This window comes from Anaeromassilibacillus sp. SJQ-1 (genome assembly GCF_046693725.1).
Taxonomy (GTDB): Bacteria; Bacillota; Clostridia; order Oscillospirales; family Acutalibacteraceae; genus Anaeromassilibacillus.
Genome location: NZ_JBKEIV010000034.1, coordinates 163244 through 189310 on the forward strand (window position 1 = coordinate 163244; position 26067 = coordinate 189310).

Sequence of the window (26067 nt, forward strand, 5' to 3'; positions counted from 1 at the left end):
ATGAAACAAGAAAGCTGGTTAAAAACCTTGCTTTCATTTGCATCCCCTTGTAAGGGAAAGATGGTTTTATCCGTTCTATGTGCAGTCATCAGCGTAATAGGCGGGTTTGTACCCTATTTAGGCATTTATGAGGTTTTGCGCATGTTTATCGATGAAACTGCGGGTTGGTACAGCCTCCTGTTTTGGTGCGGGATTAGTCTGGGCGGTTACCTTGTAAAGATTGCTTTTTATGGGATTTCAACGGTTCTGTCCCACGTTTCCGCCTATACAATTTTGGAGGGATTGCGCTTAAAAATTGCGGATCGTTTAATGCGCGCTCCTTTGGGAGAGGTACTGAACAAGTCGATTGGTAGTGTCAAAAGTACAATTGTTGATCGTGTGGAGGACGTGGAGCCGCCTTTGGCCCACATGATTCCAGAGTTAAGTTCCAATCTATTGCTACCATTGGGGGTGGTCGTTGCTTTATTTGTAATGGACTGGAGAATGGGCTTGGCCTCTCTGGTAACAATTCCAGCGGCGCTTATTCCTATGATCTCCGGTTTAAAAACGTATAATTCACAATATGCCGCTTATATGAAGGCAAACAACCGGGTGAACAGCGTTATCGTAGAATATGTTGAAGGAATTGAGGTCGTCAAGGCATTCAATCAGGCTTCCAGCTCCTATGAAAAGTTTACAGGGGCCGTTCGTTCCTTTAAGGAGTTTACGATGGCTTGGTTTGAGAGTACTTGGAAATCCATGAATTTGTGCTTTGCCATTCTGCCAACCACATTGCTGGGGACACTTCCTGTCGGGGTTGCCTTATACCTGGACGGAAGTATGGGACCAGCGGAACTGGCATTGTGTTTTATGTTAGCTTTAGGAATTGTTACACCGCTTCTTAAAGCGACACAGTTTTTAAATGAAGCCAAAAGCATGGAATATGCAGTGAGGGATGCCAACCATATTTTACAATTGCCGGAACTCAAAGAGGCACCGAAGCCAGCTCAATTAGAGAACAATGATATTGTCCTTCAAGACGTATCCTTTTCTTACACAGGTAATTCTGAAGATGAAGTTCTACACCATATCCATTTGGCAATGCCTGAAGGAAGCTTTACCGCTTTGGTAGGGCCATCAGGAGGTGGAAAATCGACGGTTGCAAGGTTAATTGCACGTTTCTGGGATGTGACGAATGGAAGTATCAAAATCGGTGGCGTAGACCTTCGGGACATTCCTCTGAAACAGCTGGCGGATACAGTCAGTTTTGTCACACAGGATAACTTTCTTTTCGATTGCTCTCTCAAGGAGAATATCCGATTGGGAAATCCACACGCAACGGAAGAGCAAGTCTTTGCAGCTGCGCGGGCTGCACAATGCGAAGATTTTATTTGCCGTTTGGAAAAAGGATGGGATACGCCAGCAGGAGAGGCTGGAAAACAGCTTTCTGGTGGAGAACGTCAGAGAATAGCCATTGCACGCGCCATTCTAAAAGATGCCCCCATTGTCATTCTTGACGAAGCGACTGCATTTACAGATCCAGAAAATGAGGACAAGATACAACGATCTATTATGGAACTTTCCCGAGGGAAGACTCTGCTGGTAATTGCCCATAGGCTCTCTACCATTCAGAATGCAGACCAAATTGTCGTGTTGAAAAAGGGAGCGATTGTTGACATTGGAAAACAGGACGAATTATTGCAGCGATGCCCACTATATCAGCAGCTGTGGCAATCCCATGTGGGGGCAAAGCATTGGTCGGTTACTGAGGCAAAGGGAGGTTATGCACATGTTTAAGACCATTAGGCGTATTATGCGATGGGCAAAAGAATACCGGGGACGGCTCTACTTGGGATTTGTATGTTCCTTTTTTTCAACATGGTGCGCGGCTGGCCCTGTGATTGTTGCAGCTTGGGCATTGGGAAAAATGGTAGAGGATAGCCGTGGTGGAACGCCGGTAACCTTCCGGATGATTTGGATTTGCCTGGCTGCGGTAACGATTTTCATTCTTTTGCGCTTTTTCTTTTCATTTTGGAAAAACAAACTTCAAGAAAGTATTGGCTATGAGGTTGCTGTGGAACAACGCGTACAAATCGGGGATATTCTGAAACGCGTATCCTTGGGGTATTTTGCGAAAAATAATATTGGTGACATATTAGCGGCTATTACGACGGAACTGTCAACCCTAGAACTTCAAGGTATGAAAATGATCGATGCAGTTGTGAACGGATACATACAGGTGACGGCGATTATTTGTTGCGTTGCATGTTTTTGTCCAGTTGCTGCAGTGGTTTCCATTATTGGGGTGTTACTCTCCGCTGTGGCTTTACATGGAATCAACCGTCAAAGCGCCCGAACCGCACCGGTGGGGCATAAAGCCCAGGAAGAACTTTCGGGGGCGTCCATTGTAGTATGTACGCGGCTTATCAGTCGTTAAATCCTTTGGACAGGAAGGAGCCTCTGTAGGTCGTTTCCGTCAGGCTGCCAAAAAGAACAAGGACATTCGTATAAAAAATGAGTTTGGATTTGTCCCTTGGAATTGCCTACATCTTCTGTTTTTAAAGGGAACCTCGGTAGCCTTGGTATTAGTTGCCGCATGGCAAACGCTACAGGGTGGAATGGAACTCCCCCTGCTGTTGATGATAGCCATGTTTTCCTTTACGGTCTATGGGGGAGTAGAATCCATCAACGATGCTGCCCATGTCCTGTCTGTGATCGATTCGGCGATGGATCGTTTAGAAGATATTGAACATGCGGAGTTTATTGATGAGAAGGGAAACGATCTCTCCATAAATCGTTATGATATAACCTTTCATCATGTATCCTTTGGCTATAATGACCGAGAGGTGCTGCACGATGTCTCGTTTACCATACCAGAAAAAACGACGACTGCCATCGTGGGACCATCTGGAAGTGGAAAGACCACGATTTGTAGCTTGATTGCCAGGTTTTATGACGTTCATGCAGGAGCCATATTGATAGGTGGGCACGACGTACGGGAGTTTACCTGCGATAGCCTTTTACGAAACATTTCTATGGTTTTTCAAAACGTATATTTGTTTCACGATACGATTCGAAATAATATTCGGTTCGGAAATCCCCATGCAACAGACACAGAAATCGTTGCAGCCGCCAAGGCAGCCCACTGTCATGATTTCATTATGGCACTTCCCGACGGATATGATACCGTGGTAGGGGAAGGGGGCGGAACGCTTTCTGGAGGGGAGAAACAGCGGATTTCCATTGCCCGGGCAATGTTAAAGGACGCGCCGATCATCATTTTGGATGAGGCGACCGCGAGCGTGGACCCGGAAAATGAACACGAAATTCAGCAGGCAATTTCGGCTTTAGTCCATGGGAAAACGATTATCATCATTGCTCATCGTCTAGCGACCATTGAAAATGCTGACCAGATTCTGGTGGTAGACAAATGGACGAATTGTACAGAAGGGGACCCACTTGGAATTGCTGGAGCAAGAGGGTGTTTATCGCCGGTTTGTGAAAGTGCGTGAACAGGCGGAAGGCTGGCGAATGGGAAAACCCAAAGGTCAATAGTTCTGGTTGTATTACGAGATAAATGGAAATCGATATAAAACGATTGGGGCATCCCGCATTCGGTTGAAAAAGCCGAATGGTAGGATGCCCTTTATGCGGCGGATGATGTAAGGGCCCAATACGTTTCTAAACAGAAACAGTGGAAGTTTTCCCGTTCTATATGGAATAGCCTTTATTCGGCACTTTCGAATTTGGTGCTGGTTTGTCCAACTGCATTGGTCAAGGGTTCGCCATCCGCTGTGACGGAGATCTCACAGCTTTTGATCATGCAGCCCTCTGCACGGCCGGCAATTGCCCCCGGCGTGACCGTACCTGTGATGGTTGCTGTCACAGAGCAATCTTGAATTTAAAAGACACTTTCCATGTCCGGAGTGTTCATATAAAGCCCAGTGCCAATGAGACCACCCACGTGTGTGGCCCCCTCGCTGCACTCGATCTGTGCATTTACCGTGCATCCTGACACCAGAGCAGGGGCGGAAAGATCGAAAGTCCCAGAAAAACCGCAAAGTCCACCCTATCCCATGCGCATTTTTTCCGGCACGTATGGTTACATCCGCTGAACAGCCAGTAATGCTCTTCATACTTTCTAAGCACCGGCAACACCGCCCCCCATTGCATCATAGCCTTCCGAAATAACAGTGCCCGTACCGGAACAATTTGCAATCATACCCCCAAAAGATCCTCCAATTACCAAACCGCCGCATTCGTTGGAATCCTCTAGATATACCGGCCATCTGTATAGTTATTTTCACCGAGAACGGTTACAGTAGAATCTTCTGTAGAGCATCCGGATACCGCTCCTCCCATGTTGCCACCAATGATACCGCCCACACATTATAAGCAGTGGAAGTGACTTTTCCGTTTGCCTGTAGGTGTTCTGCTGTTCCACAATTATAACCAATTACAGCGGTCACAGCCATCATACCAGAACAGTCTGCTTGGCTGATCGTAAGATTTTTCACAACTTTTAACGAATAGCGCGGTTGGCCAAATTGTATAGAAAAACAAAACAGCCGTTTCATGCTCACTTTGTATTTTCTATTAAAACGAACTCTTTTTCTTACAAGGTATCTATGCTATAATTACTTGGCGTTGAGGGCAGAATCGCTGGTACAGAGGTTTTGCTTTTGAAAATTTTGCTATTAAAGACGTGGTTCAAGGGATGCCTTTTGGTTGTTCCGGACACAATTTTGAGCTGCTTTCGTTGCAAAGAATTTTTATTTATCCTAGGAATACCCAAATGAAAGGAACAGAAATCTATGTATCGACTTATCAAACAAGAAGGAAAGGCCCGGCGTGGTGAATTTTTGACTCCACATGGAATGATCCAGATGCCAGCCTTTATGAATGTTGCAACAGCGGGTGCCATTAAGGGGGCAGTTTCTGCGCTTGATTTAAAAGAGCTAAAATGCCAGGTACAGCTTTGCAATACATATCACCTCCATTTACGTCCAGGGGACGAAACGGTTCGAAAGCTAGGAGGATTACACACCTTTACACGGTGGAACGGTCCCATCCTGACGGACAGCGGTGGGTTCCAGGTATTCTCTTTGGCAAAGCTGCGTAATATCAAGGAAGAAGGTGTGACGTTCGCTTCTCATATCGACGGACATCGTATTTTTATGGGGCCGGAGGAAAGCATGCGGATTCAATCCCACCTGGGCTCCACTATTGCGATGGCCTTTGATGAATGTATGGAGAATCCTGCCGAATATGATTACGCCCGAGCTTCCTGCCAAAGAACGGTACGGTGGCTATACCGTTGTAAGGAGGAGCACGATCGGCTGAATGCTTTGCCAGATACAATCAATCCAAAACAGATGCTTTGGGGGATCAACCAAGGAAGTACCTATGAAGATCTTCGTGTCGGGCATATGCGTGAGATTCGGAAATTGGATTTGGATGGATATGCGATCGGCGGGCTGGCGGTAGGAGAACCAGCGGAAGAGATGTACCGCATAATTGAAGCGGTCGAGCCGGAGATGCCTGTGGACAAACCGCGTTATTTGATGGGGGTGGGAACACCAGTCAATATACTGGAAGCGGTTAGACGCGGCGTAGATATTTTTGACTGTGTGATGCCGAGTCGCAATGCACGCCATGGCCATGCTTTCACTTGGGAGGGCTGCCGTAATCTGATGAACGCCAAGTATGAGTTGGATACGCTTCCCCTTGACCCGACCTGTGATTGCCCGGTGTGCCGCAACTTTACTCGTGCATACATCCGCCACCTTTTTAAGAGCGGAGAGATGCTGGCCATGCGATTATGCGTCATGCACAATATTTATTTTTACAATACCCTTTTGGAGCGAATCCGCATGGCTATCGATAATGGGCAATTTGAAAAGTTTTATCAAGAAAACGTTGAGAGGCTTGGAAAGAGAATTTAAAACGGAAATTCCTTTGGGAAAGCGATGAAAATGCTTGCATGCCTTCCCATTTATTGCTATAATGGGCAGTACTGGTGCCTACCCAAAACTGATCGAATACACGATGGTTGTAAATGGTTGGGCTTATCATTATGGAGGTGCAGTATCGTATAATGGAAAACTTTATGGTTCTAGCAAACAGCACAGACGCAAATGCTGGCGGCAGCATGTGGACAATCCTGATTTTCTATGCAGTCATCATTGTGGGCTTTTATCTGTTGCTGATTCGTCCTTCCTCAAAAAGAAAGAAGAAGGAAGAAGCGATGCGCAAAAATGCGCAGATCGGCGATGAGATTACGACCATCGGTGGAATCGTGGGCCGTATCATCAGTGTAAAGGAAGAGACGGACACAGTTGTAATTGAAACAGGTACGGATCGCGCGAAACTGCGTGTAAAACGTTGGGCGATCGGCAGCGTGGATACAGAGCGCGAGGAGCCCGCTGAAAAGAAGGAAAAAGCGGACAAGTCCAAAAAATAAGTACGGTGAAAGAATACCAGGCACGTCCTTTGCATATCTATCAAGCAGATAGTGGAGGAGGGCGTGTGATGAAAATGACCAGATCCAATAAGAATCGTACGGTTTTAGGAGCGGTACGCGCGGTTGTGATAGGGGCTGTATGTGGTGCAGTCTTGTGCGCGGGGCTTTTGGCTGTGTTTGCCTTTAGCTTTGTAAAGGTTGGTTATATCCCACAGTTCGCTATCAATCCGATTATAATTGCGGTTTCTGCATTCAGTGCATTTGTGTCCGGCTTTTTCGCGGCGAAGGTATCCAAAAAGAACGGCCTTTTGTTCGGTGCAATTTCCGGACTTCTATTGTTCGTACTGTTTTTGCTTGCAGGTGTGATTGCCTTTCAAGGGCCTCCTGTGTTGACAACGCTTACACGGTTTGCTGTGATGGTTTTGGCAGGGGCAATCGGAGGGCTGCTTTCTGTGAGCAAGAAGAGCAAAATAAAATAGTCCTTTTCTTATCGGATGGATTGTGTTATAATAAGCGAAGGAAATTCAAGATTTAGAAATGGGGGTTTTATCATGGAGCAGATCAAAACGTTGAATAAGGCCAATCTGAAGGAGAGCGCTGTAAAAGGCGGTTGCGGTGAGTGCCAGGCGTCCTGCCAGTCCGCATGCAAGACTTCCTGCACGGTTGCCAATCAGAAGTGCGAAAACGTCAATCGCTAAAGGTTTTAAATTGCGAGAAGGAGGCCCTGTGTGGCCAGCTGAATCGCGTATAAACCAAGAAACCAAAGGGACAGGGAAATCTGTCCCTTAAATTTTGTGCAAATGGGGAAAAGTACATGATACATAAATATCGTTTGAATGGCTATCGCATCGTAATGGATACGAATAGTGGAGCAGTACATCTCTTTGAGGAAGCACCGTATTTGATGTTGGATTATCTGGAAAAAGAAGATTGTGTTCCGGAAACACCACCTCAGGATATGTTGGAGGCGCTTCGCGGCCAGTTTGATGAAAAGACCCTCACCCAGGCTTATGCAGAATTGCGCGAGCTATATACGTCTGGACAGTTGTTCTCTGCTGATGAATACGAAAAGTTTGCCTCAATGATGACAAATGCGCCTGTGAAATCCATGTGTCTCAATATTGCGCATGACTGCAATTTGCGTTGCGAATACTGTTTTGCAGCAAAGGGGGACTTTGGACGCGGCAGAATGCTGATGCCATTGGAGGTCGCTAAAAAAGCCATCGACTTTCTGGTGGAAAAGTCAGGAACACGGCATAATCTGGAAGTGGATTTTTTTGGTGGAGAACCATTGATGAATTTCGAAGTGGTCAAAGAGACTGTCGCTTACGCGCGGAGCCTCGAAAAGCCCCATAATAAGAATTTCCGGTTCACCATCACAACCAATGGCCTTCTGTTGAACGATGATAAGATCGATTTTATCAATCGCGAAATGTCCAATGTGGTGCTTTCGATTGACGGGCGCAGAGAGGTCAACGACCGCCTTCGTATCCGTACAAATGGAGGCGGCAGTTATGATACGATCGTGCCGCGTTTTCAGAAACTGGTTGCCACCCGCGGAAAGGACAAGGACTACTATGCTCGTGGTACATTTACCAAGTATAACTTGGACTTTACGGAAGATGTTCTTCACTTGGTAGACCTTGGTTTTGATCAGGTCTCTGTAGAACCCGTAGTGTCCGATCCCAAGCTTAGCTATTCCATTCAGGAGGAGGATCTCCCAAGAGTGTTCGAGGAATACGAACGTTTGGCGAACACGATTATCGCCCGTAAAAAGGCGGGAGAGGGATTCAATTTCTTCCATTTTATGATCGATTTGAATCAAGGTCCTTGTGCGATCAAACGCCTACGCGGCTGTAGCTGTGGCAATGAATATGTAGCGGTCACACCAGAGGGAGACATTTTCCCTTGCCATCAGTTCGTTGGAGAGGACGATTGGAAGATGGGGAACGTACTGGATGGCAGTTACGATTTGGAACGGAAAAATGAATTTGCACTGGCAAATGTTTACAGCAAAGAGCGTTGCAAGAATTGTTGGGCAAAATTCTATTGTAGTGGCGGCTGTAATGCTAATAACTGGCAATATGAAGGAGACATTCATAAGCCGCATGAAATTGCCTGTGCGTTGGAGCAGAAGCGCTTGGAATGTGCAGTGATGATTCAGGCTGCTTTGGCCGAATAAACGGCGTTAAATACACGCGGATGCGGAATATACACCCGCGTGTATTTTTATGCAAATTGATTTTACATAATCTAGTTTACATAAAAATATTAAGTTTACATAATTTGAAATGTATCCAAAAGATATACATGTATGAAAATGCAAGAAATATGTCTTGGGATATTGCACTACATTTTGAAATGTATTATAGTATATACTAGATAATTTGATAAGAGCGGGAGGCTTTTTTAAAGGAAGGAACAGAAAATCATATTTGTCCCGAGCCGCGCATACCTTTAAAGTGAGCAACCTTTGGGGAGGCGGTTTCATGAAAATAAAAGGGACAAACGTTTTTCAGCTTGATAAGTGGAAGGGGCGTCTAGTTGACAAAGCCAGTTTGATCCAGGCGGTTCGTGCCAATACAGCAGCTATTTTTTTAGCGTTGTGCTTCCTGGTAGGAATGATCGCAGGTGCGATTGTCACTCGAAGTGTAGCGCCTTCCATTCTGGACAAGATGGATTTTCTGTTTTATAGCAACTTCCAGGAAAGGGCGACACAGCCGGCTTTTTCTGTTTTTTCTGCATCTTTTGCGTCCTCTTTTTTGTTTGTGCTGGTGTGTTTCCTTTGTGGCCTTTCATTATGGGGAGTCTTTGCAGTTCCAGCAGTTTTGTTTTTTCGTGGTTTAGGATTGGGCTTGACTTCCGGTTATTTATATGCCGCTCACGGTTTTCATGGAGTGATTTTTCACTTCTTGGTCATCCTTCCCGGTGCGTTTGTATGTTGTTTGGCTTTATTATTGGCAGGAAGGGAGAGTATGCGGTTCTCCCGTCGGATCACAGGGACTGCCGGTTCAGGGATGAAACTTTACTGCCTTCGCTACGGCGCTGTTTTAGCGATGTGTTTTTTGGCAGCGCTTCTTGACCTGTTGACAACGGTTTGCTTTGCGGGGCTTTTTTCGTTTTAAGGGGTAGAAGAAACATGAAAGACTTTTGTTTGGATTTCAGCGACTACTTGGTGAATCAAAAAAATGTCTCAGACAATACGCTGGACTCCTATCTTCGGGATGTGGAGCATTTTCTTGCGTATCTATCGCAGCAAGGAATGGATGACCCTGCCTTGGTTGATGAAGCCCAAATGGAACGATACGTCGATCGTTTGTTGGAGTTAAAAAAATCCAGTGCGACAATTACAAGAAATGTGGCATCGATCCGTTGCTTCTATTATTTTTTGATGCAGAATAACTTGGCAACTGCTAATCCAGCTCGAAACATAAAGCTGGAAAAGACGCCGAAAAAGCTGCCACAGATTCTAAGCGGGGAGGAAATTGACTTACTCCTTAGCCAGCCCGATCCAACGGAACCGAAGGGCTGCCGCGATAAGGCTATGTTGGAGTTACTCTATGCGACAGGAATTCGTTCGTCGGAATTGGTGGCTCTCGATGTCAATGACATCAACCTACGGGCTGGAATGTTGTGTTGTAGAAACGGCAAATCAGAGCGTATGATCCCGGTGTATGCGACAGCAGTTGCAGCTATATCGGACTATATTCTTCGTGTACGCAGTCTTATCCTTTCTCCGGATGGCGGACAAGCTTTGTTTACCAATCTGAATGGAAAGCGTTTGACCCGACAGGGATTCTGGAAGATCGTAAAAGGATATGCAGAACAGGCAGGTATCATAAAGGAGATTACTCCGCATACTTTACGCCACTCCTTCGCTCTGCATCTATTGGAAAATGGAGCAGATCTCAAGGACATTCAAGCGATGTTGGGGCATGCAGATATATCCTCCACACAGGTGTATGTACATCTACTGAACGATCATTTTAAAGAGGTATATAATCAGTGTCATCCGCGGGCAAAGTTAGGGTAAAGATAAAAAGTTAAGAAAGTTAAGATAAAAGAATCATTGGGACAAGCATTTTACTTTTCTGTAACATGGTTATATGAGGCCTTTCAGTAAGAAAGCCGGGCGGATTTATTATCCGTCCGGCTGTTGTGTTATTTTCTGTTGCTTATTTACTGTCTATCAGACTATCAGATATGGATTCATTGATAATCTTATGCGAATAGTCAATAAAAATCAACGCTTTCTATTGACTATTCATTTTCTTTATTTGATCGATAGCATCCAAATAAAAACCCATATTTTGCGGTAGGACATGTTGTAAGTTATATTGTTGAACGTGCTGTAAGGCATTGGCTCGGTAATATTCAAATTGGCTCCGCGATTGATAGGCTTTTTCCAGCTGCTGTGCACAGGCGTCTTGATCCCCGCTGGAGAACAGAAAACCAGTCTGCCCGGGAATAACCAGTTCTTGGTGCCCTTTGATGTTGCTGGCTACTACAGGAAGGCCGCATGCCATGGACTCCATTACATTAAAAGGCAATCCTTCAATTCGACTACAAGTGACAGATACATCACAGAGGGGATAGAGATTTTCCATCTGTTTCACATAACCTAAAAAGGAGACTTGTCTTTCGATGCCTAAGGTTTTTACAAGTTCTTTACATGCTTTCTCAAGATCGCCATTACCCGCTAATAAAAGTCTTCCTTCAGGATGGTTTTGAACAAAGGACGCAAATGCGTGAATCAAAAGAGCTTGATTTTTTCGATCTGAAAATTCTGCAGCATAGACAAAAAGAAACTCCTGTTCGGTGTATCCCGCTTCCTCGCGTTTATGTTTACGTTCTTCTTTCGAGTACGGACGATATTGATGAAGATCTAGTCCCATTCCATTTGTAAAACACAGTTGTCCTTTATAGAGATGATGCTTTTGGGCAATACCAAAATCCTCGCGGTTCATCACGAATGTAACATCCGTAATGTTTGCACAGAGCTTTTCTGGCAAAAGATAACGCCATTTTTTTAGACTGTCTTTTTCAGAAAACAGATAACCATGCGAAGTACAAAAAATGAGAGGTCGCTTTTTGGCAGGAACTGTTAAAAGAGCCGCTCGAATTACTGCGCTTGCCAATGTAGTATGTGTGCTAACAATCGCAAAGTCTTGCTCGGAAAACAACTTTCGAGCTGCGCAGATTGCGTGGATATTTTGGGTGCTCAATAGACTTTTTTCGAAGGGCAAAGAAATGACCCGATCTGCAAAAGGAATTTCTACATAGCGATTTACTGCAACCCACACTTCGTATCCCAGAGAACGAAATGCCCGAAGATAGGGGAGATGAAAGTGTAAAATATGACCCGGGGTTGATGCGCAGTATAGTATTCTTTTATTCAATGTCATGTGGTAACCCTCTTGTTGAAGAATCTTCTTCTTTTTCTTTTGCCTTTTCGGGGGATGTAATGGCTGTAGTGTTTTTTATACGCGGCTTTACATGTGCTAAAGGATTGGCATTGGCAGCTTGTTCCATCTGCTGATCGGATAAATGGGTATAGATCTCTGTGGTACCAAGGTTCTCATGTCCTAAGATATCTTTTAAGACTCGAATATCCACATGGCCATGTTGGTACATCAATGTAGCCGCAGTATGGCGCAGTTTATGCACAGAATACCCAGGACCACTTAAGTCAATCTGAGCAAGATACTTTTTGACCAGATACTGGACGGTTTTGGGGCTGATCCGTTTGTGTTGTCCACTGATGAACAGAGCCTTTCGATCGATCAATCCATCGTGCGGGCGTACAGCTAGATAACGTTTAATGGCATCTTGACAGGCGTCGTTTAAATAGACAATCCGTTCTTTATTTCCTTTTCCAAGAACTCGTATGGTGTGGGAACTCTGACGGACATCGCTGATATTTAATCCAACCAATTCGGATAGACGTAAGCCACAATTGAGAAATAAAACTAGAATACAATAATCCCGTTCTTTATTTTTTCCCTCAACTCTTGCCAAAAGATCGATGCTTTGTTCGAATGTTAAGTATTTTGGCAGAGCTGAACGTAGCTTAGGAGTTTCTAATTCTAAAACTGGATTAACTTCCAGTTGATTGGTTTTATTGGTCAAGTATTTAAAAAAAGTACGGAGGCTCGAAACCTTACGTGAACGTGTTGCAGGTTTATTGTTCCGAACGTTTGTTAGATAATTCATATATTCAAATACTTGGGTTAAAGTTATGGTTCGTATCAAATCGATATTGATATCTGCAATTGAAATTTCTTCAAACGGTGTACCATTTGGAACCAAGTTTCTTGATAATTTAATATATCGAAAAAACGTGCGTAGGTCTAAATAGTATTCTTCAACTGTTTTTTCTGATTTTCCTTTTATGGTTCCTAAATATCCCAGGAACTCTCGGATAATTTGTGGCGCCTCGGAAAGTAATTCTGGTTTCATTATGTATCATCAACTTCTTAAATATAGATTTTCAAAAGATTCGATAAAATGAAAGTTAATTGAAGTCATTCATCGAATGGTTACAAACAATTATACCATGAGAAATTTGGTTTTACAAAACGGTATTATGTAATTCTACTCCTACCTAAATTATACAAAATATTTATTTTGTCTAATTGCATTAGGCCCACAAGAAGGAGCCCCCTCACGGGCTCCTTTTTTCTTTCTCAGTTCGATTTCCATTAGAAATCCTAATAGACCATGCAATTTACGCTGCGCAGACAAAATAACGTGTTTTGTACGAATGAGCGTTGCCCATCCTCCTTTCTGTAGGAATCGCAGCGCCTAATTTAAGGGTAGCAGTAAATACAGTGTAACACAAGAGGATGCTACCAAACAGTGGCTTATTTTTTCCTGCGGCGCAGTTCAAGTTGATCTGCCATTGCATACAAGATTGTCACAGCCTCATCCTCATGGTTCAGCAGTTCCTTCACCCGCTCAATGCTGCCGGTTCTGCGGTACTCACTCACTGCATAAAGCTTGCGGGCCGAGTGCGGCGAAACGTGAATATCTTTGACCCGAAAGAGCTTGGCCGCGCGGCGAAGGTCTTTGTAGACCGCCTGTCTTGTGCGGGGCTTGCGGTAGTCGAGGCGGTTTTCAAAGACATAGATGCGTCCGGCCTGTGCAAGAAGGCGGTCCAGCAGGGACCTAGGCAAGCGAACGCGCTTGATCTTGCCGGTTTTAAGCTCCCGGACAGAGAAGCGTTCCGCGAGCTTAGCGGTGCGGAGATTAAGCACGTCGGAGATGCGCAAGCCGGTGCAAGCGCTGACCTCACAGGCGAGGCGGTTTGGCGGCATGAGCGCCGCGAGTAGATGTTCAAATTCGTTGGCTTCCATAAAGCCAGCCCTCATAAAATCCCCCCAGTGTACAAACCTGAAAAAGACAACTCGGAAAGGCGGAGCCAGCGCGCGCGGGAAAGAGCGCCTCCTCCCTGCCCAGGGACTGGAAGATCAGTCGAGCTCGGTCCATTTCTGCCAATAGGCGGCGTCGGCGCGTGTGTTGACCATGAGATTGCGGAGTGCGCCGAAGATGGTGTGACCGGCGCCAATGGCTTCGTGGCCGTCCTGGAAGAAGACTTCGATCATCGCGCAGAGTTCGTTGACGCGCGCTTCGCAGTCGTAGGTGAGGCTGATGGTCGAGACAGGTTTCCGCGCGGCGGATAGGATATAGAGCACCATTTCAGAGCTCATAGAGGATTCCCCTTTCATGTCGAAATTTTTCACAAGTAAATGAATCAAAAAAGTTCGCGATACAGACCGTCGATGAAGGAAAATTTCCGAGTTTGGCCGGAGACGGCGGCCTGTTCGCGGTCGTCGTTGATGTTGATCTTCAAGGCGCGTGCGGCCTCGGCAAAGACGCCATAGAGTTGGATGAGACGCCGCCGGGCCATAGCGGAGTGGAGGACGGGCAAGACGCGGCAATAGCCATCGAGATCGAGCTCCAAGTGGAAGGGTTTGACGGCATATTTGGCGACTTCAGCGACCGCATTGTTACGTTCGGCCTCTTTCACCCGAGAGATATAGACTTGCCAGAGGCCGTCATGGGGATCCCCAAAGATTCCGGCGCTATGGCCGGTCCAGAGGACGCGCAAGAGCTCTTGGGAGATGTAGTCCCTGCTCTTGAAGTAAGAGGGCCTGACGGCAACGAGGCAATGCAGATGGGGATGATAGTCGTCACGAACGGGGTTATAGGTGATTTCGAGGCAGCGCATGATGCCTTTGAAGGCGCGCTTAAAATGGGACTTCTCATGAAGCGGGTCGCTTTTTGGATAGAGGCGGTCGCCAAAGAGCGCGCTGCTGCGCCAGTAGAGCCAATCGCAGTGGGCGGGGAGATCGTCCGCAGAGCAGTTTGGGAGCGTAAGGGTCATATGAAGATAAGCGAACCCCTGAGGTTCCAGAGAATCCAAGATACGCTGGGTCTGGCCGTAGATGCGGAGACTTCTGCGCCATTGGCACATGGGACAGAAGCGATCGCGGCAGAGATTGGAGCGGACGAGTTTGCCGTCCTGATCGAATTCGATGTAAGTGCCGCATTCCCAGAGATGGCGGGCGCGGTCGTCCCAGCCGGGGATTTCCTGCATGGCAGAAGCGACAAGAGCGGCGAGTTCCTTGTGCTCCTGGAATCTTTTTAAGACACCATTATCAGGATCGTCCAAGGAAAATAAGGGATTCGAACATTCATTCGGTATACAAGGCATATGCGGAAAAACCCAGGCAGGATGCGGCTTTCACCCACTTTTTTTGGTTAGAGATGTTTCTATAGTATCAAGATAAGGAAGGGGCTTCGCCCCTGCGTGCAAACCCTGATCGGGTGTGCACTTGTGGCGGTCCGCTCGGTGGCCCCCTGCGAGCGATCGCGGGGGCCCGCTCGCGTCCCGCTTTGCCCGCGTGCCGCCGCAACAAGATTGCGGCGGTCGTGCGGGCTTCTTCGGTGTGCGGCCCATGCGTCGCGCCTGCGCCCTTGGCAAGCGGCGGGGCCCCATCCCCGCCGCTTGCCTTCGGGTCTTGGCTTGCGCGGGCCGCCCGCGCCCACAGGCTTCCGGCCACCCCCCCGGCTCGGTAACACGCCCGCTTTGCCGTGGCAAGGGGCGCGCCCGCTAACGCGGCGGCTGCGGCCGCCCTTGCCGCGGCTTCGCGGGTGTGTTGCCGTGTGGGGTTGCGCGCGCGTCGTAAGGCTCCGCGCGCGCGGCCTTGCGGGGGGTTGCGCCGGGTCCCCCCCGTCCGGCCCCCTCCGGGGGGTCGCCTGGGCGCTCCACGGCGGGGGGCTGGGCGGGCGGCCTTTGGGCCGCCCTTTTGGGCGCGTTGCGCCCCCCGCCGTTGCTCCGTGTGGGCTGTGTGCTCCTTGCTTGTTTGGCCCGTCCTGTGGTGCTTGTCTCCTCCCTTCTCCGCCGTTTCGGTCCTCTCATTCTAGCGCCTTGTCAAGGACGGCTGGGCCGCCGCTTGCGCGGTCCAGGGGCGCTAAGAGCGCGCCCTGCTGGCCGCGTCCAAGCGCCCCTTGGCTCCTTGACTTGCGGCGCTTTTCCGGGAGCGCCCAAAACGCGCGGAAAATGCGCAGAAAAGCGAAAAAAATGCGCAAAACTGCCCGTTTTGATAAAAAATATGCAGAAAAGGAGAATGCCCTATGACCAGTAAGGAAGCAAGAATCATCGTAAACGAACGCCGCTATATTGCGGCGATCATCGAACGGAACCAGCAAAAGCTTCACGATCAGATGCGCGGGAATAGCGCCGAGTGGAGCCGGTGGGCCATTGCCAATCAATGGTTGGCGCTGGAGAAACAGCGCCTTCAAATTCTCGGTAAAGTCGATTACCGCGAAGCAGGAACGCTAAATTTCCACGCCCATGAATTCCCCACCGCCGAAGAAAAGCCAGCCTCCCCGGTCCCCAACTTCCCAATTTTGAGGCGGTCCGCTCAGCAACAGCGTCTGCCCCAAAGCGCGGCCGCCGTCCCAAAGCAGCAAGCCAGCCCTCGGCCTTGTCCTCATCCCCTTCGGCCTCCTCGTCCGGCGCTGCAACGCCTTCCCTCTCCCAAAAGGGTATAAAAAAAGCGCGGTGAAAATCCACCACGCTCATTATACAAAACTTTTATCTTATTTTGTCTAATTGCCTAACCTTCAAAAAATAGGGGCCCTTCGGGGCTCCTTCTCTTCTGTTGTGTTCCCGGCGCTCTCGCGCAAGGTATTGCCGGCAATTTACGCTGCGCAGACAAAATAAAGGGTTTTGCCCAATCGGCGTTGGCCATCCTCCTTTCCGTAGGAATCGCAGCGCCTAATCTTAGGGTAACAGTAAATGCGTAGGAGCGTAACGGAATGCTACCAAACAGTGGCTTATTTTTTCCTGCGGCGCCGTTCAAGTTGATCTGCCATTGCGTACAAGATTGTCACCGCCTCATCCTCGTGGTTCAGCAGTTCCTTCACCCGCTCAATGCTGCCGGTCCTGCGGTACTCACTCACTGCATAGAGCTTGCGGGCCGAGTGCGGCGAAATGTGAATATCTTTGACCCGAAAGAGCTTTGCCGCACGGCGGAGGTCTTTGTAGACCGCCTGTCTGATTATCAATTCGAAGCGCTTAGACTTTGGAATAACGGTAAATGTGCAAACAAAATACTACCAAATGAATGATGGTATGGTGGAGTCTTTCAAGAGAGCTATCATCAAGTAGTTTCACTAGGTAAGTTATATCCATAGAATGGAGTATAAGGGTTGCTAAGCCCTATAACGGCATTCTATGGATCACTTTCCCCATTATCTATTCCATTCTTAAAGCATCTACTGGGCGAAGCTTGGACGCTTTGTAAGCTGGATAGACTCCGAAAATTGTACCTGTACATAAAGAAAAAAGGATTGCTAGAAGGAGAACATCCCATCGTACCCCAAGGGACATTCCAACAAGAGAGGCTCCGGCAAAAGAAACAAGGTATCCAACCATGATTCCAATGGCACAGCCAATCGCTGAAATTAAAATAGCCTCCAATAGAAATTCCATCATAATATTGACTTGTCTAGCGCCAATGGCTTTTTTTATGCCGATCTCTCGTGTTCGTTCGCTAACCGATACTAACATAACAGTCATAATGCTTAGACTTGCCACCAAAAGAGAAATTGCCCCTACGGCAGATAAAACGAGCGTGACAATGTCCAAGATTGAGGTCAGTCCATCTTTTTGTTTGGCAAGATTATTAGAGACAAATGCATCTGCTGTACCATTATTTTGATTTAAAATTGCTGTGATGGATTTCCCTGCGCTTTCTACGCTGCTATCAGAATCAATTTTCACAGCTATTTGGTCGAAATTACTGCGGCCCAGGGCGGTCTGTACAGTTGTATAGGGAACATAGACGAAGGTGGGAATGTAATTGCCCAACATATTTTGGAGCAGACCGCTACCTGTCTTAATGACGCCTACGACTTCAAAGTCTTCCAAAGAACCACCACATTGAATCGAGATATGTTTTCCAATGATATTACTCCGGTGATATGCCTTCTGGGAGAACGCTTCATCTACCAAACAGACATTGGCTGCAGTACTCACTTCTTTATTGCTGAACATTCTACCATATAGGATTTGGATGGATACAATTTGATTTGCAGAAGTATCGATTCCCCAGAGTAAAGCGCTGGTATCTTCGTTCCTCACAGAGACAGAAGTGCTTTGCATCAATATGGGGGTGGCTTGCTCCACTTGGTTACACTCTTTCACTAAATGTAGCTCTTCTTCATCTAGGGTTACATTTGCTTCTGAATTACAAGAAATGGTCAATCCTCCCAGCCCCAAGCTCTCCAGTTCATTCGTGAGCGCGTTTGTCCCACATTGACTGATATTCCCGATCAAGATAACAGAAGCGACCCCGATGGCAATGCCTAAAATTGTTAGTGCGGTACGGCCGCGCTTTCTACCCAAACTTCGGTACGCAGAATGGATCAGATCAAGCATCGGAATCACCCGTTACCCTTTCCTCTTGTGTTGCAATGACGTGTTCTCCATCCGAGATTGTGTCAGGATTAATAATAATTTGATCGCCCTCTTCAATTCCGGAAGTTACACCGAATCCATCTTCAAATTCTCCTTCTGTTTGGACAGGCGTTTTTATTGCACGTTGCCCTTTCAGTTTTAAGACATATTCCGTGCCATCTTCTTCGGCACGAACTGCCTCATATGGCGCGATTAAAACATTATCATTTTGAGCGGTAATAATTTTGGCCTTGGCTGTATAGCCGGGTTTTATATCGTTTCCTGGGTTGTCAACACTTACAATTACCTCTACAACGGTTTCCTGCCCGGTTGTAGAAACGACCTGCTTGGCTTCAGAGGATATATTTTTTACAGTCCCTGTATAACACGTATGGAATCCAACGCCGGTGATTTCTGCTTTTTGCCCAACCTGGATATCTGAAATCTGTGACTCATTGACGGAAAGACGAACTTGCAGTCCCTCATCGCTGGCGATGGTAACTGCTGGCTTTCCAAACTCTAACGTCCCCTGATTGGTTATAGATACAGCAGTGACTTGACCGCTGATCGGAGCGGATAAACGCTGTTCATCCTCCTCTTGCTCTGTGGAAGAGAAATCTGCTAAAGGTAAATCAGCCTGTGTATATTCACTCAACAGGGCAGCATATGTTTCCTGTAATACTTCCTTTTCTGATGCAGAAGCCGTCACAAGAATGTCCATTAAAGTCTCCCCTTCTTCTACATGATCTCCTACCTCCACGTAGACATTCTTGACTGAGGCTGGAGCAGGAGGATAAACGCTTCGTACGGACACACGTTCGACCTTCCCGCTGCAAGTAACAGAGCTTTCTGCTGTCAAGCTTTCTACCTTTACTATGGTTGCTTGCGCTGTAGTGCCTTTTATAACATTTCCTGCTATAAAAATAGCGGCAATTGCTACACATGTAAAGGAAAATAACTGTACATATTTTTTCATTGCCATCCCCCCGTTTTTTCTATTGTGTGAGTGTGGGGAAGAAATATACTCCTCTCTCCTATAGGTTTTCGATCAAAAAAACACGCTTTGACCGATCTATATAGTCGGTCAAAGCGTGTTTTAGAACCCGTGCATATTCTTCACGAAAAAGGATCAAAATATCCATGCCACTTTATAATTTTCAGATGAAAAGAGGTGAATGGGAATGAGTATCATTCAATGTGATGAGGATTGTATTTATCAACGGGACGGCTATTGTAGCTTGGAGATGCCGTCTGCCATCACAAACTATACAGGAGATGGTTGCGTTCATTGCATCAAAGTAACCCCACGGGTGCGACCGGAAGTACAGACAAGCGAAATTCCACCGCATGTTTGAAAACGATCCTATCATGAAGTTAATGCGTCAAATGCTTCCCGAACATCTTTAACGCCGATCAGTTCCATACCGGCATGTTGTGTATGAATCTGCTTTAAGTTAGAATAGGGCAACACACAGCGATGAAAGCCAAGCCGTTGTGCTTCACCAATTCGGGCATCCATTCGGGAGACAGAGCGCAATTCACCGGCCAGCCCAACTTCTCCGATAACCATGGCGTCATCACGGATGGGGACATCTTTCAGGCTGGACACCAGCGCCATGGCAACCGCAAGATCAGCGGCAGGTTCATCTAAGCGAAGTCCTCCAACCACATTGATGTAAGCATCCAAATTGGAGAAGTAGTATCCAGCTCGTTTTTCCAGGACGGCTAATAAGAGAGACATGCGATTATAATCAAAACCAGTTGACATTCTACGAGGGTTTCCGAAGTTTGAAGTGGAAGCTAAGCCTTGAATTTCTGCTAAAATGGGACGAGAACCCTCCATCACACAGGTGACACAAGTCCCAGAGACATGAATAGGCCGGCCGGCCAACATAGCCAATGAGGGGTTGTCCACTTGGTGAAGCCCGTTGTCCCCCATATCAAACACACCGATCTCATTTGTAGAGCCATAACGGTTTTTTACAGCCCGCAAGATACGGTAGGTCATCTGTCGGTCTCCTTCAAAATAGAGAACGGCATCTACAATATGCTCTAAGACTTTTGGACCGGCGATAGCGCCATCCTTATTGACATGTCCCACTAGGAGAATCGGAATTTCCAGCGCTTTGGCTGCGCGCATCAATGTATTCGTACATTCGCGCACTTGTGTGACGCTGCCAGGCGAGGAATTTAAATCTGTAAAATTCATGGTTTGAATAGAATCAACCATGACTAAATCGGGTTGATCGCTGCGAATTTGCTCCACGACATTTTGAACGTCCGTTTCGGTCAAAATATAAAGGTTTTCGCTATGAACACCAAGACGTGCAGCGCGGAGTTTGATCTGCCGACCGGATTCCTCGCCGGATACATAGAGAATACGCAATGATTTCCCCAAAAACTCACAGATTTGCAGCAGTATAGTGGATTTGCCAATGCCGGGTTCCCCACTTATGAGGATAAGAGATCCCTTCACAATCCCCCCACCAAGTACACGATCGAGCTCTGTTAGGCCGGTATGATAGCGAGCTTCTTCTTCGGCGCTGATTTCATCGATCCGCATAGGGCGATGAAGCGTAGGTCTTGCCGATATAAGACTGCTTTTAGCAGAGATGGATTCTTTTATCTCCTCATTCATGGTATTCCATTGTCCACATCCCGGACATTTTCCATACCATTTGGCAGATTCAAATCCACATTCCGAGCACACATAGATGCTCTTTACTTTTGGCGCCATTTTATCGCTATCCCCCATCGTTTCCAAAAACTTATTCATTATTATACTGAAACGCGGGAAGAAAAACAAGTGAAAGTAGAGCCCTTATAATATAATGATATGGAAACGAGTGTTTAACGGGTAGCTTGGTAGTAATCTAAAAAGCCACTGTAGATGGCAAAGGCCATTTGTTCCTGATATTGTGGATCGTTGAGTTTTTGTGCCTCACTTTCATTGGAGAGGAAACCGCATTCTACCAATACAGCGGGCACCTGTGCGTTCCACAACAGATAGATCGAACTGGTTGCCGGTTTACAAGCGCGGGTGTTCTCCGGTTGTAGAAGTGCAATGACCCGCTCTCGGATTGCCTCCGCTAAATCTTGACTAGAAAGATCATTTGTGGAATAAAATACCTGTGTACCATAATACCGACTGCTGGTAAAATGGTTTTGATGAATGCTCAAAAAAATACAGTCTCCCTGTTTTTCGATCAAATTTAAACGGTTGTGGAGATCAGAGACTTTCCGCTCTTTTACAGTATCTAAGGTAGCGTCTCCAATGGAAATGTCCTCTTCACGGGTCATAACCACACGAAATCCGGAAAGCGTCAACATTTTTTCTAGTTTTTGCGCAATAGCAAGGTTGATGTCCTTTTCTAATACGTTCGCGGAACTTTGCGCCCCACCATCTTCTCCCCCATGTCCAGGGTCAATTACTACGATGGGCTGTTCCCGCGCTGCAAGATTGGAGGCCATCTCTCCAACTTTTTGGTAAGATAGATAGGATAATAGTAAGAAAATCAGACAGCATACCACTAAAACAGCTACTGGTACAAAATACCCACCTTTGCGTACCTCATCCAAGCCGATTCCCCCTTTTTCAGATATATATGAAATAGGAAGAACCGCTATGCAGCTTTGGAATAGGGGAAAAATGTGAAAAACCTAGAAGCGTTTTACGGAGAGGGCTTCCCAAAACAGAATTTTTCCGATATAATGATAAGGTATGTTTCAAAGTACAGCTGTTCCTTTATTTAGGAAGATAGTAAAGCAGCGAAAAAATTTAAAAAATTTTTTAATGGCTGCAATAAAAACGATGACTCGTTCATTATGTTGATAGAGGGATGAAAATGTTGGTTCCAGGAAACCGTGACAACGGGAAAAAGGAACGATTGTCAGATTCTCTGATGCAAAAGGTTGCGGACGGTGACAGGGCCGCTTTCGAACAACTGTATTGTATCACGCAGAATTCTGTATATTGTTTTCTTTTGTCCATTGTCAAAAGCCACTCGACGGCGGAGGATCTGATGCAGGATACCTATCTTTCCGTCCGCAAGTCGATACAACATTATATTCCTCAGGGAAAGCCCCTGGCTTGGATTTTTACAATTGCTAGAAATCTGGCCTATATGGAGCTTCGCCGGGCCCAAAGGCAGGAGTCTTCTGACTTCGCAGAAGAAGAGAACCACGTCGGAGTAGATGTGATCTCCAATACCATTGATAATTTGGTGTTGCAGAAGGCGCTAGAGATCCTGAACGAACAGGAGCGGAATATTGTTCTCTTACATGTAACCCAGGGGTTCAAGTTTCGAGAAATTTCCTCCCTGCTCGATATTCCAATTGGCACGGTTCTTTCCTGTTACAACAGGGCGATCAAAAAACTTTACAAAGCTGTAAATGAAGATCGTTTTGGTTGATTTTTGGGTTCTGGTCTGAGCACTTTCTACAAGGAATAGGTGCGATATGAGACTATGACAAAGAAAGAAATGAAGCAATCCTTAAGGAATGCCGTTCTGACAGCGACTCCGGATGTACTGGGCGAGATCCTGGCAGTACAGAATGATTCGTCTGTTGTGGAGTTTAAAAAGGAGAGCAACCCAAAATCGCATATCATCTCCTTTAGAATGGCAAGTTGTGCGATTGCTGCGGCGTTGATGTTGTTTGTTGGAATTTTCTTTATGGTTCAACCAACAGTGGATTCCATTGTCAGCATTGACGTGAACCCGAGTATTGAGCTATCTGTGGATCCGCAGGATACGGTAGTGAAATATCGGGCATTGAACGAGGACGCCGTAAACGTTTTGGACGGTATGGACCTGAATCGGATGGATTTGGGGACAGCAACAAACCTCATCATTGAAGCGATGCTTCATGATGGGTATCTGTCCGCGGATAGTCCAGAAAACACAATCTTGATCTCTGTAGCCAATGATGACACGGAAAAAGTGCAGCACTTACAAAGTAAAGTGACCAACAGCGTGGATACCACATTAAAGCAAAATCATACGAAAGCGACGATTTTGCAGCAAGGGGACCCCGTTACAGATGATGTGAAATCCTTTGCAAAGGAAAACAACATCTCGGTTGGAAAAGCGGACTTTGTTAAAAAGATTGCGGAGACAGATCAAAATCTGAATTCGAGTGATCTTGCTGCGATGTCGATTAAGGAGCTTACCTCTTTGGTTGATATCCATCAGATTGATCTCAGCGGAATTGTTACAACGGAAATCGAACCAGAAGTTCCAGAGGAGCCTGATTTTGTTGATTCGGATGGCGACGACAACATAGTCAAGAACCCCGGAGTAGATAGTTCGAAGCCGGAAAACAACCCGAGCAGTGTGCCGGAACAGGAACCGGTGCAACCGCCGGCGAGTAGTGGCAGTGACGCGGTCAAGGACAGCGGTATCCCTCCTCAGACTTCTCCAGAAAGCAGCGAACCTGCCGAGGAAAAGCCATTGGAGAACAGCAGTTCGGCAGTAACCAGTGATCCAGCAGGTACGACCCCCATTGATGATCCGGATCAAAAGGTACTTATTGAGGAAGGCGATTCTAGCCCCTACTGTGAGTACTGTGGGAGCTTGCTTTCCGTCTGTGAAAGTAAATGTGACCAGTCCGAAGGAAAACAGTATTGTAAATATTGTGGTCAATTGCTTTCCGTGTGTAACGGAACTTGCCCTGGGGCGCAACCGCCCGAGCAAAGTGATCCCCCCGCGGAAATGAAGTTGGACGAAAATCCTGGCAACATTGATGGTATTGTCACGCAAGACACTGTGATACAAAAAGGGTAATAAATACCTCCAATAAAGAAGAAGCCGTGGTAAGTTTCCACGGCTTCTTCTTTTTGTATTTGTATTCCTCTTCCCTATTTCTTTTCTATGAGGATTGTCCCGAAGAAAGTTTCATATTGCGCTTGGAAAGTCTACCCATTCGGTTTGAAATGTGATTTCTTAGAGAGGGGCAGGTATAAAAAGGCCTTGTACAGAGTTTTTCCGTACAAGGCCTTTTTTATTGAAACAGCTGCGGAAAAATTTGGAGAGGTATCCTTGGACAAAAATGACCAATATAATTACAGGTAGAATGAACGTCACATAAAAACGAATCCATTTAGGAAACTTGACACCTTTTCCTGTGTTGGCTTCTTGAAGGAAGTTTTTCCATCCCCACCCACACTTTGAAACACAGAATAGCAGATAGACCAGAGACCCTAATGGCAACAGGTTACTGTTGCTGACAATGAAGTCCTCCAAGTCCATAATATTGCTTCCTGGTCCAAGAGGCTGAAAACCACTGAGCAAATTAAAACCCAGCACACAGGGCAGCGAAAATACAATGACTACTGCGATGTTTACAAAAGCCGCTTTTTTACGGCTCCAATTCCATAGATCGATCGCATACGAGATAATACTTTCAAATACGGCAATGATCGTAGACAAGGCGGCAAAGGACATGAAGAGGAAGAAAAATGCGCCCCAGATACGGCCGCCACTCATCGAATTGAACACATTGGGCAACGTCACAAAAATCAGGCTGGGGCCACTGTCCGGATTGACGCCAAAAGCAAAGCATGCGGGGAAAATAATCAAGCCAGCGACCAGGGCGACCCCCGTGTCTAAAAGGGTTACATTGATGGCTTCCCCCATCAATGCGCGTTCCTTACCAATATAGCTGCCAAAAATGGAGATAGAGCCGATCCCTAAGCTGAGCGTAAAGAAGGCCTGTCCCATTGCAGCGAAAATGGTATTGGAAAGCCCATTATCCATTACTTTCTTAAAATCCGGGTACAGGTAAAATTTTAATCCTGCGTTGGAGCCTGAAAGTGTAATGGAACGAATGGCCAACAAGATCATGATGATAAATAGGCTTACCATCATCACCTTTGTTACTTTCTCGACACCCTTTTGAAGGCCAAAAGAACAAATTCCAAAACACAGCAGTACGACAAAAATCATAGCCACTGTCATGAGTCCGGGATTCCAAGTCATTTGAACGAAATTCTCGTTCACCTGTTGTGGGTTCAGTCCTTCGAATTCACCGGAAAGCATTTTCACAAAATAAATGAGCATCCAACCACCGATGGTTGTGTAAAAGAACATCAACAGGTAATTGCCGAACATGGCAAAATATTTGTGAATGTGCCATTTGGTTCCCTTTGGCTCCAACACATCAAACGACCGTGCTGCGCTCTTCTGACTACCTCTTCCTACGGCAAATTCCATCACCATGATAGGAAGACCAAGAATGACGAGAAAGAACAGATAAATTAGTACAAAGGCTGCGCCCCCATACATTCCCGTTATATAGGGAAAACGCCAAACATTGCCGAGGCCGATGGCGCACCCCGCGGAGATCAAAAGAAATCCGAGCCGCGAGGAGAATTTTTCACGCTGCATGACAAGACCCCTTCCCTGCCCCCAAAAATTTTCTCAATAGTGGGGCATCCATATGAATATTTTGTGAACTCTATTATATTAAATTTTTTTGCTATTATTTTACGAAAGAAGCATATATTCCCTACTTCTGCTAAAATCTTTTCCGTATAGGTCTTTAAAACGATTTTAAAGAGCAGAATTATGGAGTATTTGGAACGAAAGACAAATGGGATCTTTCGGATTGGGCGATATGTATGGAGTTGCAATGAAATAGGAAAATCAGGATGGCCTTT

Annotated in this window: 26 protein-coding genes and 1 pseudogene; 12 read left to right on the forward strand and 15 right to left on the reverse strand. The window is 46.4% G+C overall.

Going from position 1 to position 26067, the window contains the following annotated elements; all coding sequences use genetic code 11:
- Together ACGCCZ_RS08305 and ACGCCZ_RS08310 are read left to right on the forward strand one after the other, a co-directional pair.
- A complete protein-coding gene (locus tag ACGCCZ_RS08305; protein WP_054322968.1) occupies nt 1–1776 on the forward strand; it encodes an ABC transporter ATP-binding protein in 1776 nt (591 codons plus the stop codon).
- Nucleotides 1769–3534, forward strand: a pseudogene (locus tag ACGCCZ_RS08310) (ABC transporter ATP-binding protein). The gene ACGCCZ_RS08305 and the pseudogene ACGCCZ_RS08310 overlap by 8 nt, the downstream one beginning before the upstream one ends.
- 172 nt (nt 3535–3706) lie before the next feature.
- Here ACGCCZ_RS08310 and ACGCCZ_RS08315 read toward each other — a convergent pair.
- Both ACGCCZ_RS08315 and ACGCCZ_RS08320 read right to left on the reverse strand, forming a co-directional pair.
- Nucleotides 3707–3865, reverse strand: a complete 159-nt coding sequence (locus ACGCCZ_RS08315; protein WP_153802336.1) for a hypothetical protein — start codon at nt 3863–3865, stop codon at nt 3707–3709.
- 386 nt (nt 3866–4251) lie between these two features.
- Nucleotides 4252–4341 carry a hypothetical protein gene (locus ACGCCZ_RS08320; protein ID WP_161803640.1) on the reverse strand — a complete coding sequence of 30 codons (90 nt, stop codon included), beginning with the start codon at nt 4339–4341 and terminating at the stop codon, nt 4252–4254.
- Nucleotides 4342–4793: 452 nt separating this feature from the next.
- On the opposite strand from ACGCCZ_RS08320, the gene tgt reads away from it, so the two are divergent.
- The 7 genes from tgt (at nt 4794) to xerD (ending at nt 10475) form a co-directional block, all read left to right on the forward strand.
- A complete protein-coding gene (tgt, locus tag ACGCCZ_RS08325; RefSeq protein WP_054322965.1) occupies nt 4794–5924 on the forward strand; it encodes a tRNA guanosine(34) transglycosylase Tgt in 1131 nt (376 codons plus the stop codon).
- 113 nt (nt 5925–6037) lie between these two features.
- Complete coding sequence (yajC, locus tag ACGCCZ_RS08330; RefSeq protein WP_411655765.1) at nt 6038–6442, forward strand: preprotein translocase subunit YajC; 405 nt, start codon at nt 6038–6040, stop codon at nt 6440–6442.
- Between the two features lie 68 nt (nt 6443–6510).
- Complete coding sequence (locus ACGCCZ_RS08335; protein WP_054322963.1) at nt 6511–6921, forward strand: TIGR04086 family membrane protein; 411 nt, start codon at nt 6511–6513, stop codon at nt 6919–6921.
- A 72-nt stretch (nt 6922–6993) separates the two neighbouring features.
- Complete coding sequence (gene scfA, locus ACGCCZ_RS08340; protein WP_082402034.1) at nt 6994–7140, forward strand: six-cysteine ranthipeptide SCIFF; 147 nt, start codon at nt 6994–6996, stop codon at nt 7138–7140.
- A 116-nt stretch (nt 7141–7256) separates the two neighbouring features.
- Complete coding sequence (gene scfB / locus ACGCCZ_RS08345) at nt 7257–8624, forward strand: thioether cross-link-forming SCIFF peptide maturase (protein WP_411655766.1); 1368 nt, start codon at nt 7257–7259, stop codon at nt 8622–8624.
- 307 nt (nt 8625–8931) lie between these two features.
- Nucleotides 8932–9567 (forward strand): stage II sporulation protein M, encoded by a 636-nt coding sequence (locus ACGCCZ_RS08350; protein ID WP_085532486.1) that lies wholly within the window; start codon nt 8932–8934, stop codon nt 9565–9567.
- Nucleotides 9568–9581: 14 nt separating this feature from the next.
- The gene (gene xerD / locus ACGCCZ_RS08355; protein WP_054322961.1) at nt 9582–10475 is read left to right on the forward strand and encodes a site-specific tyrosine recombinase XerD; all 894 of its coding nucleotides are present in this window, start codon (nt 9582–9584) and stop codon (nt 10473–10475) included.
- Between the two features lie 220 nt (nt 10476–10695).
- On the opposite strand, the gene ACGCCZ_RS08360 is transcribed toward xerD, so the two are convergent.
- From ACGCCZ_RS08360 to ACGCCZ_RS08405, 10 genes are all read right to left on the reverse strand, one after another.
- Nucleotides 10696–11847 carry a glycosyltransferase gene (locus ACGCCZ_RS08360; RefSeq protein WP_411655767.1) on the reverse strand — a complete coding sequence of 384 codons (1152 nt, stop codon included), beginning with the start codon at nt 11845–11847 and terminating at the stop codon, nt 10696–10698.
- A complete protein-coding gene (locus tag ACGCCZ_RS08365; protein WP_411655768.1) occupies nt 11834–12901 on the reverse strand; it encodes a tyrosine recombinase XerC in 1068 nt (355 codons plus the stop codon). The genes ACGCCZ_RS08360 and ACGCCZ_RS08365 overlap by 14 nt, the downstream gene beginning before the upstream one ends.
- A gap of 404 nt (nt 12902–13305) precedes the next feature.
- Complete coding sequence (locus ACGCCZ_RS08370; protein WP_411655769.1) at nt 13306–13797, reverse strand: tyrosine-type recombinase/integrase; 492 nt, start codon at nt 13795–13797, stop codon at nt 13306–13308.
- A 114-nt stretch (nt 13798–13911) separates the two neighbouring features.
- The gene (locus ACGCCZ_RS08375) at nt 13912–14151 is read right to left on the reverse strand and encodes a hypothetical protein (RefSeq protein WP_411655770.1); all 240 of its coding nucleotides are present in this window, start codon (nt 14149–14151) and stop codon (nt 13912–13914) included.
- 44 nt (nt 14152–14195) lie between these two features.
- A complete protein-coding gene (locus tag ACGCCZ_RS08380) occupies nt 14196–15158 on the reverse strand; it encodes a protein rep (RefSeq protein ID WP_411655771.1) in 963 nt (320 codons plus the stop codon).
- Nucleotides 15159–15862: 704 nt separating this feature from the next.
- On the reverse strand, nt 15863–16036 hold the full coding sequence (locus ACGCCZ_RS08385) for a hypothetical protein (protein ID WP_411655772.1): 174 nt from the start codon (nt 16034–16036) through the stop codon (nt 15863–15865).
- Between the two features lie 100 nt (nt 16037–16136).
- A complete protein-coding gene (locus tag ACGCCZ_RS08390; protein ID WP_411655773.1) occupies nt 16137–16526 on the reverse strand; it encodes a hypothetical protein in 390 nt (129 codons plus the stop codon).
- A gap of 260 nt (nt 16527–16786) precedes the next feature.
- Entirely contained in the window at nt 16787–17017 is a 231-nt protein-coding gene (locus tag ACGCCZ_RS08395; protein ID WP_411655774.1) for a tyrosine-type recombinase/integrase, read from the reverse strand.
- 190 nt (nt 17018–17207) lie between these two features.
- The gene (locus tag ACGCCZ_RS08400; RefSeq protein WP_054323160.1) at nt 17208–18392 is read right to left on the reverse strand and encodes an ABC transporter permease; all 1185 of its coding nucleotides are present in this window, start codon (nt 18390–18392) and stop codon (nt 17208–17210) included.
- Nucleotides 18385–19386, reverse strand: coding sequence for an efflux RND transporter periplasmic adaptor subunit (locus tag ACGCCZ_RS08405; protein WP_411655775.1), 1002 nt, complete (start codon nt 19384–19386; stop codon nt 18385–18387). The genes ACGCCZ_RS08400 and ACGCCZ_RS08405 overlap by 8 nt, the downstream gene beginning before the upstream one ends.
- Nucleotides 19387–19591: 205 nt before the next feature.
- On the opposite strand from ACGCCZ_RS08405, the gene ACGCCZ_RS08410 reads away from it, so the two are divergent.
- Nucleotides 19592–19765, forward strand: coding sequence for a hypothetical protein (locus tag ACGCCZ_RS08410; protein ID WP_153802335.1), 174 nt, complete (start codon nt 19592–19594; stop codon nt 19763–19765).
- Nucleotides 19766–19776: 11 nt separating this feature from the next.
- Here ACGCCZ_RS08410 and radA read toward each other — a convergent pair whose 3' ends face one another.
- Both radA and ACGCCZ_RS08420 read right to left on the reverse strand, forming a co-directional pair.
- Nucleotides 19777–21147: a DNA repair protein RadA gene (radA, locus tag ACGCCZ_RS08415; protein ID WP_411655776.1), complete on the reverse strand. Its 1371-nt coding sequence runs from the start codon at nt 21145–21147 to the stop codon at nt 19777–19779.
- Nucleotides 21148–21260: 113 nt separating this feature from the next.
- Nucleotides 21261–21989: an N-acetylmuramoyl-L-alanine amidase gene (locus tag ACGCCZ_RS08420; protein WP_411655777.1), complete on the reverse strand. Its 729-nt coding sequence runs from the start codon at nt 21987–21989 to the stop codon at nt 21261–21263.
- Nucleotides 21990–22255: 266 nt separating this feature from the next.
- Between ACGCCZ_RS08420 and ACGCCZ_RS08425 the strand changes: the two genes are divergently transcribed.
- Entirely contained in the window at nt 22256–22822 is a 567-nt protein-coding gene (locus ACGCCZ_RS08425; RefSeq protein WP_143255248.1) for an RNA polymerase sigma factor, read from the forward strand.
- A 54-nt stretch (nt 22823–22876) separates the two neighbouring features.
- Nucleotides 22877–24193: an anti-sigma-I factor RsgI family protein gene (locus ACGCCZ_RS08430; protein WP_054322957.1), complete on the forward strand. Its 1317-nt coding sequence runs from the start codon at nt 22877–22879 to the stop codon at nt 24191–24193.
- A gap of 159 nt (nt 24194–24352) precedes the next feature.
- Here the strand turns inward: ACGCCZ_RS08430 and ACGCCZ_RS08435 are convergent, their stop codons facing one another.
- Nucleotides 24353–25795: a sodium-dependent transporter gene (locus ACGCCZ_RS08435; protein ID WP_411655778.1), complete on the reverse strand. Its 1443-nt coding sequence runs from the start codon at nt 25793–25795 to the stop codon at nt 24353–24355.
- Nucleotides 25796–26067 lie beyond the last annotated feature (272 nt).